This is a genomic window from Allomuricauda sp. F6463D (assembly GCF_023015965.1).
In the GTDB taxonomy this organism is placed as follows: Bacteria; Bacteroidota; Bacteroidia; order Flavobacteriales; family Flavobacteriaceae; genus Flagellimonas.
In genome coordinates this window covers 1,063,640-1,081,717 of record NZ_JALKAN010000001.1, presented here as the reverse complement: position 1 = coordinate 1,081,717, position 18,078 = coordinate 1,063,640, and the positions used below count along the sequence as shown (strand labels likewise).

Here is an 18,078-nt window from a genome sequence, read left to right as displayed (position 1 = left end):
GTGTCTTTACTTTAGTATAAGTTCCATTTGAATATCACTACGAGAATATGGAGATGGGATTTTATCTATTTCCACAAAACCCAATTTTTTATAAAGCGATATGGCAGGACCTAATTTTCTACTGCTTTCCAAGAATATCTTTTTGGCTCCCATAATTTTAGCTTTAGTAATAATGTGTTGCGCTAATAATTTGCCAATGCCCATGCATTGTGCTTTTGGGGAGACACCCATTTTTGAAAGTTCAAAATCAAAACCATGGTATGGGTATGTAACCAGTGCGCATACCCCTACAGGGTTGCCATCCAGTAGGGCAATTGCAATGTACCCTCCCTTGTCCAAGATATATTCTTTAGGATGATAAAGAACCATGCGATCCATTTCTTCCATATTAAAATATTTGGTGATCCACTCTTCGTTCAGTTTTCTAAACGCATCTTTATAGATGTTGGAATAGGGAACAATTACAATTGATTGGTCCATAGAGTAAATTTCTGTGAATATATGGTCAAATTTAAATCGAAAGCAGAGTCAATGTATGAATTGAAACCCGATTTTTATGAATTATAACCGCTTATCCGTCAATTCACTATGCCGTTCAACGAAAAAATTGCCATTTGGACGATGAAATCAATAAATTTACAGTATAATTAGTCATAAAATTCTTACAAGGTCCCAAATCTTGCTGATAAGACTATTAAAAACATATAAACCTGACCCAATCAGGAAAATTAACCTACAAATTCCAATCGGCTATGGAGATAAAACTACCCCCGTTTCCCCAAATTGTATTTCCGCCCCATATTGAGCGTTACATTTATGCAGGAATGCTCATTGTTTTCCTTGGTAGCAACCCTTTGCTTGCACAAGAAGGAAATCCCTATGTTAGTTATGATGTCCCATTTCAAAATTTGTTGAAATTCAACAGGTTTTTGATCAATCCCACTTTCTCTTCTATTCGAGAAGACAAGTCTTACATTAACTTTTTTCATAGAAGCCAAAGTGCTGATTTCGCCAACAATCGTCAAAACTACTTTTTAAGTTATAGTGGTAGGCTAAACGAAAAGGTGGGGCTCGGTTTTAGCCTATACAACCAACAGGAAGGTGTAATTACCAATTTGGGTGTAATGGCCAATTATTCCCATGGCATTCAGTTGGGGGAAGAGAGCAGCTTAACCTTTGGAGTGAACATTCCCTATTATGTAAGTAGCTATGATTCCAGTAGAGCTATTGCAATGGAAGAAGATCCATTTTTAAACGATGCGGAAGAAAATTCCGTTATCTCATTCCAACCTGGGTTGAACTTAAGTGTCGGTAAGTTTGACTTTGGTGTCTTCGCCCAAAATTTGGTGGATTATAATTTGAAAACCGGAAAATCTTTGACCAATCTAAACCAAAAGATATTTTCGGGACACATCCAGTACAGCCACCCGTTTGAAAATGGTAGAGGTGTTTTTGAAGATGGCAGGTTAATGCCCTTGGCACGTGCTCGTTTTGAGGGAAGTGAAGACGCGGTTTTTGGAGGTGGTATTATTTTGGACCTTCCTAAATTGGGTTGGATACAAGGCGGTTATGATCAATTGTATGGTGCATCCGCCGGTACTGGGTTTAACTTGAACCAAAGACTGTCCTTTGGATATAATTTTGAAAAAAGTTTGAGCAATAGTATTGCCAATCTTGGGGTTACCCACGAAATATCCATCGCTTATTCGTTTGTGCCCAATCTTTCCAAAAACACATTTGTTTCAAACGAAGATGAAGAGAAAAGGAAGATTGAAGCAACCGCTGTGGCAGATGCAGGTGAAGAAACAGAGCAAACGAAACAAAAAAGCAAACTAGATTTAGAAACCACACTGCGACCCTATAACAAAGAAGATAGAGCGTATTGGGAGGAACGAATAGCGGAATTACAACAACAACAAGAAGACAGTTATGCTGTGATTGATGATTTGCTATTTAAAATGGACTCTATGAAGCAAAGTAGGGGAGATGAAATGGAAAAGCGCTTTGAGATGGTTATGCGAATTGTAAAGAGACACAATGGAACCAAAATCCCGGATATTGAAAAGAATGCTCAAAAATTGTATTTGGCAGAAACAAAGGATTTAGACTCCGTTTATAAAGCAATTGAAACTTCCACCGCTACGGCACTTGCCGAAAACACCAAAATAGCATCAAAACAAGTCGTGAAAAAAAGTGAGGGAACTTTTAATGGTGGTGAGTTCAAGCCTTTGGAAAAGTATATCAACCTTGAAGGTGTTGGACAAGGGCACTACATTGTGGCCAATGTGTTCAAAAATGAGAAGTACCTCAAAAGCTTCATGGAGGAATTAAAAAGTAAGGGATTGCAAGCACAATACTTTAAAAATCCTGATAATGGTCTTAATTATGTCTATTTGGCTAAATATGAAGAGAACGAAATGGCATATGCGGCTTACCAATCAAAATTGAAAGGAAAGTACCAAGATGAAATTTGGATCATGCATGTGGAAAACCCACGATACTCCAACTGGGCAGATACTATTTTTCAAGATATAGAATAGGCGGTTAAGAATTTTTACCTTTCATATGTTCGGCAATGCCTTGACTCCCAGAGTCGGAGCGTTCCTTCAGTTCAGAAATTATGTTATGATGGTCCTCCGAACGAGTTTGTGAAAGCTTATACGTAGCTTGAATATCCGTTATTTGAATTTTAAAACCTACCACACCTTTTACTTGACGTAGTGTTTTAGACGATAAATTGGTAAGAGAAATGGGGTTTTTGGAACCTTTCTCATATTTATCCACTAATCGGTGCATGGCTTCCATGGTTTCTTCCTCGGTCAAAACCTTTAAAACTCCATAAACGTGCACTGCAATGTAGTTCCATGTAGGTACTTCTTCCTCTTTATACCACGATGAGGAAACATAGGCGTGTGGACCATTAAAAATGCATAGGACTTCGGATTTATCCGTAAAATTTTGCCATTGAGGGTTGGCCTTGGCAATATGTCCAACCAAAATATCTTTTCCTTGTGAATTAGTCTCCAGTTCTAATGGTATGTGGGTTCCCCAAGGTTTGTTGTCTACAATATTGATTAAAATGCCAAAGCTGTTGTTTCTCAAAAAACTTTTGATTTCTTCAATGTCATCGTTGTTATAGTGGGGTGGGGTGTACATGGTTTGATTTAATTTATGGAATCGTTTGCTAAAGTATAAATATTCAATGGGCTTTTTAGGTCTTATGTTGTCACAGTCCATCCTCAAAAAAGTACAGTTCGGTAATCCTTCCTTTAAAAAACTAAGTGCTTAACCCACCTTTGGGGTATCAATAATCATCCAGCATTATTTGCAGGAGCTAAAAATAACAGTCATGAAAAAACTTATTTTATCAATGCTACTACTGGGAGCCACTATTGGTAATGCCCAAGATCGTTATTCCCAAGGAATGGAAAAGGCTTTTGGTTTGTGGCAGAATCAAAAAGTGGTGGAAGCGTCCAATATGTTTGAGCGTATTGCAACGGCAGAACAGGATAAATGGCTCCCTTACTACTATGTTTCCCAAATAAACACTATTATATCCTTTGGTGAAAAAGATGAAAATAAATTGAGCAAACAACTGGAAAAGGCAAAAGAGTTTTTGGATGTGGCCAAAGCCATTTCTCCGGACAATCCCGAGCTTTTGATTCAAGAGGCATTAATAAACACAGCTTGGATTTCTTTTGATGGAGCTACATATGGTATGACACTTTCACAACAGAACACACAACTCTATCAAAAGGCAATGGAATTGGCACCCGATAATCCACGAGTAGTATTCTCAAAGGCGGAATGGGATATGGGGTCCGCAAGATATTTTGGAAAGGATATAACACCCTATTGTAAGGATGTGGAAAAGGCCTTGGAACTTTTTGTTACCTTTAAATCCGAAACACCGTTTTATCCTTCGTGGGGAAAAGAAAGAGCTGAAGAAGTTTTGGCAAACTGTGGGAAATAGAAAAAGATGAAACTCTTACTAAGAGAAATATTCAAATCGATTATAGTGGGGATTGCCATTTTTTTGGTGGTCCTCATTATTATTTTTTTGAATGGATGGGAATTGAGTATACAAGAATTATGGGTGGAATTTTGGGAAAGTATGATTTTCTCGGTGACTATATACTTGTGTAACGCAGGTTCATTTATACTATTGATGCGTAAGTACAAAAAAGAGCTGTTTACCAGAAAGTACATTGCCTATGGTGTGTTGGGAAACATTGTCGCATCGATAATTGGAATTTTTATTGCCCGTTTGATATTGAGAGTGGTTGTTAACAAAACTCCGCTAGATGTATTTTTCACAGGAGAGCGACCACAGTATTATTTTTATTCTTTTATAATATCTATGGTGGTCGCACTATTGTTCTATGCGGCCTATTACTACAAATATTACAAGGAAAAGCAGGTAAAGGAGCAAAAGATAATTGCGGGATCGGCATCGGCCAGATTCGATGCGCTTAAAAACCAGCTCGACCCCCATTTTTTGTTCAATAGTCTTAACGTGTTGACCAGCTTGATAGAGGAAGACCCGCGTCAAGCCCAAAACTTTACAACTTCCCTTTCCAAAGTATATCGATATGTACTGGAACAGAAAAACAAAGACTTGGTCACGGTAGATGAAGAACTGAAGTTTGCCAGAACCTACGTGCGTCTTCTGAAAATGCGTTTCGAGGATAGTATCATTTTTGATATTCCGGACAATTGTTCCCAGCCCGAAGCTAAAATTGTACCGTTGTCCTTGCAGCTTTTATTGGAAAATGCGGTAAAACACAATGTGGTCACATCATCCAAACCATTGCACATCAAGGTTTTTGAAAAACAGGGAATGTTGGTCGTTACCAATAATCTTCAGGAAAAACAAGTGGTGAAAAAAAGTAGCGGGGTTGGACTTCAAAATATAAAACAACGTTATAACATTTTGACAGATCGCGAAATGGTCATTAAAAAAACAGAGAAGGATTTTAGTGTGTTTCTACCCATGCTCACCCAAAAGTATACCGTAATGGAAACCCAAGAGCATTATATCGAGGAGAAGCGATATGCAAAGGCAAAAGAAAGGGTAAAAGCTATAAAGGACTTTTATGGCAATCTTATGGCCTACTGTATTGTTATTCCGTTTTTATGGTGGCTCAATTTCCGGACTACGGATTTTTTATGGGCATTTTTCCCAACAATTGGTTGGGGCTTTGGTGTGCTCGCCCATGGCATGGAAGCTTTTGGTTACAATCCGTTATGGGGCAAACGCTGGGAGGAGCGAAAAATTAGGGAGCTTATGGAAAAGGACGATTTTTAGTTACTGGATGCCAGAGGTTCGTTCGAATTCAAATGAGAGTGCATTGATTGAGTCTAAATTGTCTTTACTATTCGCTGTAATTTTCTGTATCTTCCTTAGCCTAGTACCCTTCACCCTAACCAACCACAATTCATCCCTTTAAAATTACAATTCAGAAACTCGTTTTTCTTTTTGCTTATAGGTTTTCCGAAGTTTGACATGTAATCAATACTAAGAACGAACAGTCATGGAAAATTTAAACGAACAGCGATACACCAGAGCCAAGGAAAGAGTGGGGAACATTAAATCCTTTTATCATAGTTTAATTGCTTATTGTATTGTAATTCCACTTTTGGTGTACATCAATTATAGGACAACGGACATCCCTTGGGCCATTTTCCCGGCCATTGGGTGGGGGATAGGGCTGATATGTCTCTGGATGACTGCCTATGGTCACAACCCTATCTTTGGAAAGCAATGGGAAGAGCGTAAGATTCAGCAATTTATGAACGATAAAGAATTTTAATAATGAGTATTTTTAACTACCACATCTCAGCAAACACAAATATTATGGAGAACACCGATAAAGAAAGTAAATACATTAGGGCCAGGGGGCGCGTGGACGAACTAAAGAAGTTTTATGGCAATCTTACTTCTTATGTACTGGTAATTTCTGGATTGGCATTGATAAATTACTTAACCACTGGTTTTGGCTATATGTGGTTTTTGTGGGCGGCCTTTGGATGGGGCATAGGAATTGTTTTTCATGCTCTGAAAACATTTGACTTAAATCCATTTTTTGGAAAACAATGGGAGAAGCGCAAAATTGAAGAGTTTATGAAGGAAGATGAACAAAATGATAAATGGCGATAATTATGGATAGTTTAAATAAAGACAAATACAATAGAGCCAAAAAACGAATCGACGAACTGAAGGGGTTTTATATCCATTTGTCCATTTATGTAGTCGTTAACACCTTTATTTTAATCAATATTTATTTGAATACCGAGACCTTTTGGCAGTGGGAGCATTTTATAACATTGGTTGCTTGGGGCATTGGAGTGCTCTTTCACGCATCTAAAACCTTTGGATTTAACCCCTTTTTGGGCAAAGACTGGGAGGAACGTCAGATTAAAAAGTACATGGACGAGGACAAAGAGGAAATGAATAAATACAAGTAGGGGACATGATTGATAAAAACAATGCCATAGAAGCTGCGAAAAAGCGAGTTAAGGAACTAAAGGGGTATTACCGACATATATTGGTGTTTGTTGTTATCAACGGGTTTCTTTACCTTCTTAAAATTGGGGCAATGAACTCTTTGTTACCTGAAGCATTTCCCAAAGAGTCCTATTTTTACGATTGGATAAATGCCAATATTATCATTTGGGGATTGATATTGGTGGTGCATACCCTAATTATTTTTCGGGATAAATTTACTTTTGTCAAAAAGTGGGAAGAGCGCCAAATCCAAAAGTATATGGATGAGGATAGGGAGCAAACAAACAAATATAAGTAGTTACATCATTGGGGAGATTATTCCTTAATGATCAAGTAAAAAAGTAAAGCGAGAGCATAATAAAACAATCACCACAATACTAAACAAAAGCACATGAATGTCCTGATCATTGAAGACGAAAAACCAGCGGCAAGAAGGTTGTCTAGATTGCTCTCAGAATTGGAATTGGAAGTTTCCACCATGCTACATTCCGTCGAAGAATCTATTGTCTGGTTTCAAGATAATCCACACCCTGATTTGATCTTCCTCGACATCCAATTATCTGATGGGCTTTCCTTTGAAATTTTTGATGTGGTCAAGGTGAAAAGCGCTATCATTTTCACTACTGCATATGACGAATATGCACTCCAGGCCTTCAAGTTAAATAGCATTGATTATTTGTTAAAACCTATTGACGAAGAAGAGTTGGAAAGTGCTGTAAAAAAGTATCAAAATTTTAAGCCGGAAAATCAAAAAATCCCCATCGATTTTAACGATATCAAAAACCTTTTGGTGAACCCTTTGGAGCGTGAATATAAAAAACGATTTACCGCTAAGGTGGGGCAGCATTTAAAAATTATAAATGCCGATGATGTCGAATGTTTTTATAGCGAAAACAAAGGGACGTATGCCGCAACTTCGGATGGGAGAAATTATTTATTGGACACCACATTGGAGCAGTTGGAAGAAGAGTTGGTACCACAATCGTTTTTTAGGATAAGCCGTAAGTTTTACGTGAATATCAATCACATAGCAGATATTATTTCATACACAAATTCAAGGCTTCAAATAAAGTTTAATCACTTTAAAGAGCATGAGGTAATAGTAAGTAGGGAGCGAGTTAGAGACTTTAAGTTGTGGTTAGAGTGATTCTATTTAAACGTCTGAATATCAAATGACACCTGCTTTTAAAAACTCATTATAAGTTTTTCTTATAGTAGGTTTTTTGGGATAAATTTTCTATTTTTTATCAACCCTATTGTCGTCAAAGGCAGAAGGCAGTAATTTAGGAATCAATTTAATAAAAATAGGTAAAAGAATAGCGCCTCCTGGCAACATAAATATAGCCAAGGATGGAATACTCTTAAAAATATCCAATAACTGATTCTGTACTTTTTTCTTCTCTTCGTGGTTTAAATCTTTAACCGTTGACTTGGATAAAAGTGCAACCAATTCGCGACTTTCTGTGAGCTCTTTTTTTAACCTTTTACTGTTTCTGAGAATAAGCTTACTTACATTTTTAGACATGCCATCATAGAATTGAACAGCTAAATTTTTATTATTTAAGTATGCAATTTTCTCCTTATTTTCCTCAAAGAAAACCTCTACAAATTTAAGCTCCGACTCCACCTCTTTTTTAGACTTGTCCAGGTCTTTTCCCAAGCCAAAAATATAATCTGTTTCTGTATAGTCTAGGGTCTTATCTTCCCATATGGTCAAACAGGCCATATCCAAAAAATAATCCTTTTCATTTTTAGTAAAATTCTTTGTCAACAGGTCGGAATAATTACCCTCATATTTTGCTTTGTCCAGATCTAAATACGTTAACGATGAACCTAACAATTGAATCAATTTCGCATCCGATTCCTGAGTCTCTTTGGCGTTGAGTGCGTTGTATACGATATTGATGGTAACGTACTCTAAAAGTTGAGCGTGTTCCATCATGTTTTTTTTGCTTCGGAGGTAGATGGTGAATATCAGAATGTCTACATAAAGCAAGGAATTGGTCAAGCTATTTCCGAATGCTCTGCTAAAAGTATTATCACTCAAATAGATTCTTGAGTCGATTAATTGTTCAAGTTGCGACATTGTTTTAGAACCGGTCAATATTTTGTTCAGGAACGATATACGACTAACCTCCAAAGATTGGTAGTACTCAAATACTTTGCTAACAAATGCTTCAAAATCTGTTTTACCCACCTCAAAAGTATAGGTAAAGTATAAAGCAGTAAGTAGATTGGTTTTGGCAATCTCGTCCTCACTTAAGGTATGTTCCACTTCTATAAAAGAAGGTATGCCTAAATGTACGCCGTATACGAACCCATTTTTTTTGAGTTCTCTGTACAGGCTATCAAAGTCTTTAAACGGCGAAGACTGTTGATCTACGAGGTGACCAAATTTGTTGATCCATCCTGAGGTAGAAGGGTTCATTTTTGATAATTAACTTGTCAAAGTAAAACAATTTACCCGAATTTGCTTTACTCAAGTTAAAACACTTCGATAAAATTCGCTTAACCTAATTTTAATATGCTTAATAACTAGCTATCTTCGATATGGTTTTCTAATGCAAAGTAAGAAGCGGTTTTAAGGCTAAGTAGTTATAAAACCATAGTATATGGATTAAGTTTAAGAAAACTTCACAATTGTGGAAACTATTCGGGTATGGATAGGACCATTGGGACTTTGGCGATTCTAATTAAAGAGAACTTATTTACCTATCGAGTTTGATTGTAAATCAGATTAAGAATGAGTGAAAACAATAGTATAAGCACTTTTGGCAGAAGTAAACAGGAAATTAACTTAGTACTTATGCACTAGGTATTTTTTAGGTGTGCTGACAGCCTCAAAAGCATGTTTTTTTATTCCTCCACAATCGAAGAAACTTCAGTATCGGTAGTTTTCTTATTCAAAATTTCAATTCCTTTTTGGATTACCAGGTTGGTGGGTATCGTCAATCTTTTACCGTCATCTGTTCTCATAAAAAGGTAAAAACCACTAATGTCTTCCACCTCACCGGTCCAATCAAAATCTTTGTCCATCACTCTAATTCTGTCACCCAGTCGTAAGGGATGGCTAAAAAATAGTATTACACTGGCCGTTAAGTTTGATAATATAGACCATTGCGCCACAAATCCTATACCCACAATGGCCAATACTGAAGATAGGAAAACCGAAAAATCTTTCAAATTAACACCCCAAATCAAAGAAATGCCCACAATAGCTACTATAAAGAATAGAAGGCTGTTGAGGTAGAAAATCACTTTACGGCTATTCATGTCAATGGCACTGGTTCGGCCGAATCGCCGTATGGCTCTTTTGTTCAAAGAATGAAGGGAGAAAACAATAACCAGAAGTATTATAGTGTATAAAAGCTCGGATTTAAAGGAAGTTGGATCAATCATGACTGCACTTAGTAAATTTGGATTAACTTATAGTTCTAAACTACGAATAAACCCTTTCACTTACTAAAGCATGAAAACAGATTTTGAAGAAAATTCATGGGTAATAAATTACTCGCCGGATAATTACCATAACCAAAAATTCTCTTTGAAAGAAGATTTATTACTGTCTAAAGGTGATAAGTCCATAACCTGGATAAATACATATGGTTTAAACTATATGGAGGAATTCCGCCACATGGTAAACGAAAACGATTTGGATGATTTTCTACTTAGATTATTGCTTAAGCAGCAAATGGGGAGTAAGGTGATTGAGTTGGAAAATCAACTATTTGTGGCTGCCCGAATCTTAAAGACTGAATACCACAATATGGATTCCGAACAAATGTATTTTGTAGTATCAAAAGATTTTGTTTGGTGTATCCAAGAAAAGCGGGGCGATCATTTTGATTGGATTCGCGAACGGATATTCGAAAATAAGGGCATTATTAGAAAAAAACGTGCGGATTATCTTCTCTTCTTTATTTTGGAAACATTGATTACAAACTACAAGGAAAAATACGAAGAAACCGTACTGATGGAAAACGCATTGAATGCCATTGTAAAAAAGGAACCCACACCTGAATTTATGTTTGAAGTGGAGCAAAAAAAGGCCAAAATCCACGATTTTAAAAAAGCTACACATGGACTTAGGGATATTATAGTGAAGTTGGAAAGGGTTGAGGTGAATGGATTTCAAACTAAATATTATAGTGAACTTAGGGAACAGATCAATGGCTTAATCATGGATATAGATTCTGACATATTGGAATTGGAAAGTCAGATAAATCTGTTTTTTAGTGTACAGGGCCATCGTTTGAACGAAGTTATGAAGACTTTGACCATTTTCTCGGTCATTTTTATCCCGCTTACATTTTTGGCTGGAATCTATGGAATGAACTTCGAAAATATACCCGAATTAAAATGGCCTTATGGATACTTTGTATTGTTGGGGGCAATGTTGGTCATTTCTATATTCTCCATCATTGTTTTTAAACGCAAAAAGTGGTTTTAAGTGCTTGATTTCCTTTTTTGGCTTTTTTATCCAATGTGGATTAAACTTTATAATTAACCTAAATGGTTTTTAAATCTCGATATTAAAAATTAGTATTTGAATACAATCGCAACCGTTTATGAAATCACGGCTTGGGTCTATAAGTTAATTTAGGGAATCTAAGCGGCCTTCTTTTTTCTGATAAAAAAAGAGCTGCGGATGCAGCTCTTTTCATATGCTTTATTTATTGGGGATTAATTAGTTCTGTTCCAATAAAACTGATGCATTTATGGCAACATCTTCCCAGGTTTTACTTATACCATCAGCACCGGTATGCAAAATTTCGCAAGCTTCGTGCAAAGCAGCTAACGCATCTAAGGCATCCCATTGTTTTAAATCCATTACCCCAGAAAAGTTCACATAATTGTCATCTGTGATTTCATATTCCATAGGAAGTTCCGTGGTTACTCCGTTCATACTCAAATTGACAGTACACGTTTGGTCATCCTTAAAAGTAAAAACTCCTGAAATAGATTGGGTCTCTATCATTTTATCAAAAAAGAATTCAATAATTTTTGGATCTCTAACTTCGGTAGGATCATTGGTAAATAAACTGCTTATTGGAATAGTGAACTCGAGTCCGTTCAAGGTCTCTATTGGAGTTTCCCCCGATGTATAAGTGAGTTCAACTTCTTCAAAGGTTCCACCAACAGGAACTTTGTCCGTAGTTTTGTAAGCTGTAAAGCGAACATCTGTAGAATCCTGCACAATACTATAGGAGGAGGCAGTTGGTTCTTCCTTTTTTTCTTCTTTTTTGGTTTGTTTGCAGCTGAAAGCGGTTACCAAGAGAATGCCCAACGCCACAATTTGTATTTTTTTCATTCTGAAAATTTTAAATTTAGGTCCAAGTTAGGCAATATTTAAAGGGATGTCAATAAAAAAAGCTGTCCAGAGGACAGCTTTTGATAAAGTATTATTGGATTATTCCTGTGCAAGCTATTCTTGCACCAGCGGCACCCGAGGGTTGCGATGTATAATCATCCACACCTTGATGGACTATTACAGCTTTTCCCAAAATGTTTTTGGTATCGTCGTCACAACCAATGCACCATTCATCTGTAGAAAAATCCACAATTGCGTTGCCATTGGAATCAGTTGAGAAATTACCTATATCACCTTTGTGATAACCATCTTCCGAACCCCATTTACCATGTTGTTCAAAAGTTGGATTCCAATGTCCTCCAGTTGATTTTCCGTCAGCAGAAGAGCAATCTGCTTTTTCATGAAGATGTATGGCATGTTCTCCTTCATCAAGTCCGGTGAATGTAGCTCTCATAATTACCTCATTATCTTCCTCGGTGAACATAACTTCACCATTCACATTACTATCACTCTTGGGTTCCATAGTAAAGGTAATCACCTGGGGCTCCATGGTCTCCACTATCTGTTCTACCGTTTCCTCTACTTCCTCTGTAGTTTTTTCAGCTTCTTTTTTTGCTTGTTTACAGCTAAATGCTGTTATAAATATTAGTGCTAACGCTATTATTCGTAATGATTTCATTGCAATAAATTTTTAGTTAGCTTTTAAGTTAACTAATATTTATGGCGATGTCAACCTTTTCACCTTTTGATTTTTAGGGTTTTTCATTATTGAAAAGCCCCCTCAGATCTGGATTATAAAAAACTCCAATTTGCAGACGGTCATAAACGGCATTGGAAAACTGATTTCTCAAATACCCGACCTGAATGCTGCTGTTTTCGGTGATGTTTACACCAACAGCACCGTACAGACGGTTTTGACCGAACAAATCATCTTGAAGATTAATAAATAGCTCATCATAAAAGTTCAAGAAAAAAGTATTGGTCAGAGGTAATGTCATTTGTATACGATAGCGCGCCCTGTGCTGCGTTTCCGTAAGATCTCCAAAATCCAAGAAACGTTGCTCCAATCGATAACGATGTTCAAATAAGAATTCCCAAACCTTATTCTTTAGAATAAATTGTTCAAAAATTCGATGCTCTTTGGGGTTGACTTCTCCTTCAAACTCATAAAAAGTATTATCGGTATTGATAAAACCATAACCAGCAGTGGCTATTGCATTTGGATTGATATGATAATTGAGCCCTGTCCGTAAAAGCATCTGGTTAAAATTACTGGTGGTCTCGTAAAACCTGAACTGGGCTTCGGTATGAATACTAAAACGTTCCGAAACTTTGTTGGTGCCAAAATACATAAACCAAGTTCCCAATTCATCTTCACCAGGTTGTTGTGCATTTATTGTCAATAATCCAAATAAACTAAATAAGCATGCTAATTTTTTTATCATATATCTTCTTCTTTAATTGAGTTACTATTATCTTTTTTTAGGTACTCGTCCAAAAACTCTAAAATTTTGCTATATGCGGTAATCTGGTTTTCTTTTTTGACAAAACCATGCCCTTCATCCTCAAAAAGTACGTATTCTACGGGAACCCCATTTTTACGGACACCTGCGACTATCTCATCCGATTCCACTTGCAATACTCGCGGATCTTGCGAACCTTGAAGAACGATCAATGGTTTGGTCACTTTATCGGTATGGAAAAGGGGTGAAATCTGTTTCAAACGAACAGAGTCTGCACTGTATGGATTCCCCAATTCTTTATAAAGTGCTTCTTTGAAGGATTCCCACCACGGCGGAATGCTTTTAAGTGTTCTCATCCAATTGGTGACCCCGAACAGGTTCACACCCACATCAAACTCTTCTGGCGCATAGGTTAATGCCGCCATGGTCATGTAACCGCCGTAAGAACCTCCGATGATTCCAATTTTATCACCATCAATTCCAGGCTGTTGGGCCAACCAGTTTTTTCCTTCTATACAATCTTTAAGGTCTTTGTCGCCGTGGTTCAAGTCATCCATTTGATAAAAGGTTTTACCATATCCGCTACTACCTCGGTTGTTCACTGCCAATACAGCATATCCATGATTTACCAAATATTGAATGAACGAACTAAAATTTTGACGGGACTGTCCTCCTGGACCACCATGTACCCAGACCAATGCAGGTACCGGGTTTTCCGTGCTTGCCTGGTGCGGCGTGTAAAAAATAGCCGGTATTTCCAATCCATCAAAGGATTTGTAACGGACCACTTCTGCTTTTACCAAATCCTGAGCCTGTACCTCAGGGTTTAGCACATCGGTGAGTTTTTTCTGTTCCTTGGTCTCTAGATTGTACACATATAGGTTCGAGGGTGTATGGGATCCTCCTGCATAAAAGCGCATCATGGTTTCATCATCGGAAAAACTAACACTGGTAATTTCCATGTTTTCAACTGTGGGCAACGCTATTTTCTCCCCAGTAGCAACTTCCACTACTTCAATGGTATTTTTCGCATCCTCATTTATATAGGTTACTTGATAGGTGCCATTTTGGGTAAAATAACTTCCAGAAATATCCCAATCTCGTTCCATGGCCTTTTCGTAGGATTCATCGGCAATAGTGTACTTCATTACATATGAAAACTCACTGCCATCATCGGTGGTATAATAAAAAGTTGAGCCATCATGTGAAAAATCCTGACCATAATTACCGCTTTGGTTCTTATTTATTTTCTTTAACTCTCCCGATTCCAGATCATGCAAAAACAAATCGCTGTCATTGGTATTGATGGATTTGCTCAGTGCTACATACTTTTCATCAGTAGAAACAGTATTTATATCGTAACCATCATCATTTTGATATATCAATTGAGAGCTCAAGGTTTCCAAATCCATTTTATAGAGATCCATAAACCTATTATCCCTTTTATTTGAACCATAAAAGAATGCACTCTTATCTTTGGACCATTGGTAAAATAAGGAACGGGCACCTTCCTCAGGGGTAAGGTCCTTGTGGTTGCCATCTGTATCCCTGACAAAAATGTGATAGATTTCATCTCCATTATTATCCATTCGGAACAACATCCTTTCGTCTTTTGGAAAGTAGGAGATGGCAAACACTGAGGAACTGTCCGATTGTGTTACAGGCATCATGTCGCCACCAGAAGTCGGAATCGTGTACATGTTATATATACCAGAACGATTACTTGAAACCAGTAATTTGGATTTATCAGGTGAAAAACTTCCCCCCGCAATAGATTCGTTATCCATCATCTGGCTAATGGAATACGTCTTCATGGTATCGGCAATAGTAGGTTCCTTCTTTTCTTCTTTACAGGCCCAAAAACTTGAGATTAGAGCAATGATCAGTAATTTTTTCATTAGTGAATTGTGTTTAGATTAAAAGGGGACTTTCTCAGAATTGAATAACGCTTTAAAGATATCAAAAACATACTACTTCATAACTTAAATACGGTATTATGACGCTGTATAGTTAGTAGCGCTGGATAAATAATTCTCTAGTTATTTTTGTAAACAACGCCATTTTTCATCACGTATTTAACATGCTTCATTTTAGAGATATCCTCTATGGGATTACCTTCTACAGCAATAATATCCGCTAAGTAGTCTTTTTTAATCATTCCCAATTCTTTAAAATGAAGGATTTTTGCATTAACGGAAGTTGCTGATTGCAAAGCTTTTGTTGGATCCATTCCGTAGGCCACCATAAGTTCAAGTTCGCGGTAATTTTCACCATGTGTGAATACACCAACATCGCCACCGAAAATAATATCCACCCCGGACTGCAAAGCAAGCTGGAACGTTTTTTTCTTGTTGGCCACTCGTGCGGGGTCGGGCTGTATACCTTTTTTCCATCCGTTATATTGTTCAATAGCATCACCAGCGGCCAGAGTAGGGCAGAAGGCTATTTGCTTTTCTTTCATCAAATTAAAAATCTCCAAAGTGCCCCCATCACCATGTTCAATGGTTTCGACACCGCCAGTAATAGCGCGGAGCATTCCTTCGGGAGTACTTGCATGTGCTACCACATAGCGGCCAGCAGTGGTGGCCGCCGAAACCATGGCATTGATTTCTTCTTGCAAAAATGTGGGTTGCGAAGGTTCTCCTTTGCCCCAACGGTAGTCGGCGTAAATTTTTATGAGGTTGGCTCCATTTCCCAACTGGGTGCGAACTTCTTTAATGGCTTCGTTCACACCACTTACTGGAATAGCTCCCAACGGCACTTTGACCCCATCATGAAAGCCTTTTGGGCCATAGGCTCCAGTGGCCACTATGGCTGGCCCCGCCATTAAAGTGCGTGGACCGGGAACAATTCCATCATCAATGGATTTCTTTAGGTAAAGATCTGTATATCCAGCCCCTTCGGAGCCGAGATCGCGCATGGAAGTTACGCCGGCCATCAAGGAATTTTTGGCATGGACCACACCTCTGACGGCTCTTTCTACAGGAGACTCTTTCAAAACTTGATCGTTCCAAACAGTTTCGTTGTAGGGGTGCAACAATAAATGTGAATGACCTTCGATAATACCCGGCATTAAGGTCATGCCTGTCAATGCCTGTTTTGTATAGGAGTTGGCTTTTTTGAGACCATCTATTGGTCCGGCGTAGGCAATTCGATTTTCATTTACCGCTACAACCCAATCAGTATGCATTGCCGTACCATCAAAAACCCGCTCTGGAACCAATAAGATTTGTGATTGTAAACTGTTTAAACATACTAGTAGTAGCGTGAAGAAATAGTATTTTAATTGCATGTTGAGATTTTTGTAAATATTATTCCACTACGGAACTCTTCAATAGTTCTTGTAGTTGTTCTATAAAAAACACTTGGTTACCTTTTATAACCGTGGAAATATTTCGTGTGTTTTCAATGTTGTCCAATGGATTCCCATCCAAAATAACCAAATCTGAAACTTTTCCTTCTGAAATGGCGCCATACGTATCTGTTTGGTTTAAAAATTTTGCTCCATTGACAGTTGAAGTACGAAGTGCATTTAAAGGAGATATTCCACTGTGTACCATAGCCTCTAACTCCTTGTGTAAAGAAATGCCAGGATAGGCATAAGAATTAAACGCACCACTATCAGATCCAGCCAATAACTGTACGCCGGCAGAATCTAAGGATTTGGCCAATTCACCAAAAAACGTATCCAATTGCTTTCTATTTTCACGAGCTTCTTCGGAGGAGTTCAACGATGATTCTATCCTCCCTTGATAGGTTTTGATAATTCCCTTTCCCATATATTTTAAATAGGGATCTTTGGAATGATCTACTTCATCCAAATAACTCAAGGTTTTTCCAATATGAAGCGTGGGCACCACAAATACGTTGTCATCCTTTAATTTAGCAAAAGTGGTCTGGGCAGTGCTATCCGTGTAGGCACCCATAAGTGCAGGCATGGCATCCCAAAACCCCATTTCACCACTATTTAATTTATCAGTAACCTCAATTTCGTTGCTTGCGCACCCTTTCATAATGTAGTAAAGATGCTCAATCCCATCCATTCCAGCATCAATGGTTTCATCAAGAGTAACGGTGAAAGGCATATGGCCAGATACTGTAAATCCTCTGTTTTTGGCTTCTTTGATAGCATTTAGGTAGCTTTTAGGAGATATTCTGCTATCATAGATCTTAACAAAATCAACTTCTAGTGTCTCCAAAGAATCTAAAGCTTTTTGGAGATCAGCATCTGTTTGAACTTCGAGGGATCCTGCCCACGTAGAACCAATACCATCAATTTTGGGCCCTGCAGTAAATATGGTTGGACCTATCAAATCTTCAGATGCAATTTGATTTTTCCAGTCCATGACAGATTGGGTCAAATCTCCTCCGGCATCGCGTACCGTAGTGATACCATTGGCAATAAATAGCTTTAAGAAATTTTTGTTGTTGGCAATCAACGAATCTCCACCCCTTAAATGGATGTGGTTATCCCAAAATCCGGGTAAGAGGTATTTCCCCGAAGCATCAATAATGGAATCAGCCTTAAAATTATTTTCGGAACCTGCCATTTGGATAACCTCGATATTACCATTGGAAATAAAGATGTCCTGTGCTTTGACTTCACCTGTTTCCAAATCAATCACATTGGCGTTGGAAATGGCCCAATCGTACCTGTTTGCAGGTTCATTTTTACAACCAAAAATGGTAAGGAGTAGGACTGAAAAGAGTATTCGAATCATGTAGTGTTTCTTTTTTGAAGCTTTAAAGATACCTGAATTTTTATTTCACACCTGCTTGTGTTTCTCCTGTTTTTT

At 37.7% G+C, this 18,078-nt stretch carries 19 protein-coding genes; 9 read left to right on the top strand and 10 right to left on the bottom strand.

Annotated elements, in window-relative coordinates; all coding sequences use genetic code 11:
* Nucleotides 1–6 precede the first annotated feature (6 nt).
* Nucleotides 7–480: a GNAT family N-acetyltransferase gene (locus MWU56_RS04725; protein WP_247042697.1), complete on the bottom strand. Its 474-nt coding sequence runs from the start codon at nt 478–480 to the stop codon at nt 7–9.
* A gap of 272 nt (nt 481–752) precedes the next feature.
* Here MWU56_RS04725 and MWU56_RS04720 point away from each other — a divergent pair, with 272 nt between their 5' ends.
* Nucleotides 753–2,540 carry a PorP/SprF family type IX secretion system membrane protein gene (locus MWU56_RS04720; RefSeq protein ID WP_247042695.1) on the top strand — a complete coding sequence of 596 codons (1,788 nt, stop codon included), beginning with the start codon at nt 753–755 and terminating at the stop codon, nt 2,538–2,540.
* A gap of 4 nt (nt 2,541–2,544) precedes the next feature.
* Here the strand turns inward: MWU56_RS04720 and MWU56_RS04715 are convergent, their stop codons facing one another.
* Nucleotides 2,545–3,156 carry an FMN-binding negative transcriptional regulator gene (locus MWU56_RS04715; RefSeq protein ID WP_247042694.1) on the bottom strand — a complete coding sequence of 204 codons (612 nt, stop codon included), beginning with the start codon at nt 3,154–3,156 and terminating at the stop codon, nt 2,545–2,547.
* A gap of 193 nt (nt 3,157–3,349) precedes the next feature.
* Between MWU56_RS04715 and MWU56_RS04710 the strand changes: the two genes are divergently transcribed.
* From MWU56_RS04710 to MWU56_RS04680, 7 genes are all read left to right on the top strand, one after another.
* Nucleotides 3,350–3,973 carry a hypothetical protein gene (locus MWU56_RS04710; RefSeq protein WP_247042693.1) on the top strand — a complete coding sequence of 208 codons (624 nt, stop codon included), beginning with the start codon at nt 3,350–3,352 and terminating at the stop codon, nt 3,971–3,973.
* 6 nt (nt 3,974–3,979) lie between these two features.
* The gene (locus tag MWU56_RS04705) at nt 3,980–5,308 is read left to right on the top strand and encodes a 2TM domain-containing protein (RefSeq protein WP_247042692.1); all 1,329 of its coding nucleotides are present in this window, start codon (nt 3,980–3,982) and stop codon (nt 5,306–5,308) included.
* Nucleotides 5,309–5,534: 226 nt separating this feature from the next.
* Nucleotides 5,535–5,813 (top strand): 2TM domain-containing protein, encoded by a 279-nt coding sequence (locus MWU56_RS04700; protein ID WP_247042691.1) that lies wholly within the window; start codon nt 5,535–5,537, stop codon nt 5,811–5,813.
* Between the two features lie 44 nt (nt 5,814–5,857).
* A complete protein-coding gene (locus MWU56_RS04695) occupies nt 5,858–6,160 on the top strand; it encodes a 2TM domain-containing protein (RefSeq protein WP_247042690.1) in 303 nt (100 codons plus the stop codon).
* Between the two features lie 2 nt (nt 6,161–6,162).
* Nucleotides 6,163–6,468 carry a 2TM domain-containing protein gene (locus tag MWU56_RS04690; RefSeq protein WP_247042689.1) on the top strand — a complete coding sequence of 102 codons (306 nt, stop codon included), beginning with the start codon at nt 6,163–6,165 and terminating at the stop codon, nt 6,466–6,468.
* A 5-nt stretch (nt 6,469–6,473) separates the two neighbouring features.
* Nucleotides 6,474–6,806 (top strand): 2TM domain-containing protein, encoded by a 333-nt coding sequence (locus tag MWU56_RS04685; RefSeq protein WP_247042687.1) that lies wholly within the window; start codon nt 6,474–6,476, stop codon nt 6,804–6,806.
* A gap of 93 nt (nt 6,807–6,899) precedes the next feature.
* Nucleotides 6,900–7,655 carry a LytR/AlgR family response regulator transcription factor gene (locus MWU56_RS04680; protein WP_247042684.1) on the top strand — a complete coding sequence of 252 codons (756 nt, stop codon included), beginning with the start codon at nt 6,900–6,902 and terminating at the stop codon, nt 7,653–7,655.
* A gap of 90 nt (nt 7,656–7,745) precedes the next feature.
* Here MWU56_RS04680 and MWU56_RS04675 read toward each other — a convergent pair whose 3' ends face one another.
* Together MWU56_RS04675 and MWU56_RS04670 are read right to left on the bottom strand one after the other, a co-directional pair.
* Nucleotides 7,746–8,936, bottom strand: a complete 1,191-nt coding sequence (locus MWU56_RS04675; RefSeq protein ID WP_247042682.1) for an LETM1-related biofilm-associated protein — start codon at nt 8,934–8,936, stop codon at nt 7,746–7,748.
* Between the two features lie 428 nt (nt 8,937–9,364).
* The gene (locus tag MWU56_RS04670; RefSeq protein ID WP_247042679.1) at nt 9,365–9,907 is read right to left on the bottom strand and encodes a mechanosensitive ion channel family protein; all 543 of its coding nucleotides are present in this window, start codon (nt 9,905–9,907) and stop codon (nt 9,365–9,367) included.
* Nucleotides 9,908–9,977: 70 nt separating this feature from the next.
* On the opposite strand from MWU56_RS04670, the gene MWU56_RS04665 reads away from it, so the two are divergent.
* Nucleotides 9,978–10,958: a CorA family divalent cation transporter gene (locus MWU56_RS04665; RefSeq protein WP_247042676.1), complete on the top strand. Its 981-nt coding sequence runs from the start codon at nt 9,978–9,980 to the stop codon at nt 10,956–10,958.
* 237 nt (nt 10,959–11,195) lie between these two features.
* On the opposite strand, the gene MWU56_RS04660 is transcribed toward MWU56_RS04665, so the two are convergent.
* The 6 genes from MWU56_RS04660 to MWU56_RS04635 all read right to left on the bottom strand — a co-directional run bounded on the left by MWU56_RS04660 (nt 11,196) and on the right by MWU56_RS04635 (nt 18,003).
* Entirely contained in the window at nt 11,196–11,819 is a 624-nt protein-coding gene (locus MWU56_RS04660) for a YceI family protein (protein ID WP_247042674.1), read from the bottom strand.
* 91 nt (nt 11,820–11,910) lie between these two features.
* Entirely contained in the window at nt 11,911–12,498 is a 588-nt protein-coding gene (locus MWU56_RS04655; protein WP_247042673.1) for a superoxide dismutase family protein, read from the bottom strand.
* 73 nt (nt 12,499–12,571) lie between these two features.
* Nucleotides 12,572–13,264, bottom strand: a complete 693-nt coding sequence (locus MWU56_RS04650; protein ID WP_247042672.1) for a DUF2490 domain-containing protein — start codon at nt 13,262–13,264, stop codon at nt 12,572–12,574.
* Nucleotides 13,261–15,180 carry a S9 family peptidase gene (locus MWU56_RS04645; protein WP_247042671.1) on the bottom strand — a complete coding sequence of 640 codons (1,920 nt, stop codon included), beginning with the start codon at nt 15,178–15,180 and terminating at the stop codon, nt 13,261–13,263. Before MWU56_RS04645 ends, MWU56_RS04650 begins: the two co-directional genes overlap by 4 nt.
* Before the next feature lie 137 nt (nt 15,181–15,317).
* A complete protein-coding gene (locus tag MWU56_RS04640; protein ID WP_247042670.1) occupies nt 15,318–16,574 on the bottom strand; it encodes a metal-dependent hydrolase family protein in 1,257 nt (418 codons plus the stop codon).
* A 19-nt stretch (nt 16,575–16,593) separates the two neighbouring features.
* A complete protein-coding gene (locus MWU56_RS04635; protein WP_247042669.1) occupies nt 16,594–18,003 on the bottom strand; it encodes an amidohydrolase family protein in 1,410 nt (469 codons plus the stop codon).
* Between the last annotated feature and the right edge of the window lie 75 nt (nt 18,004–18,078).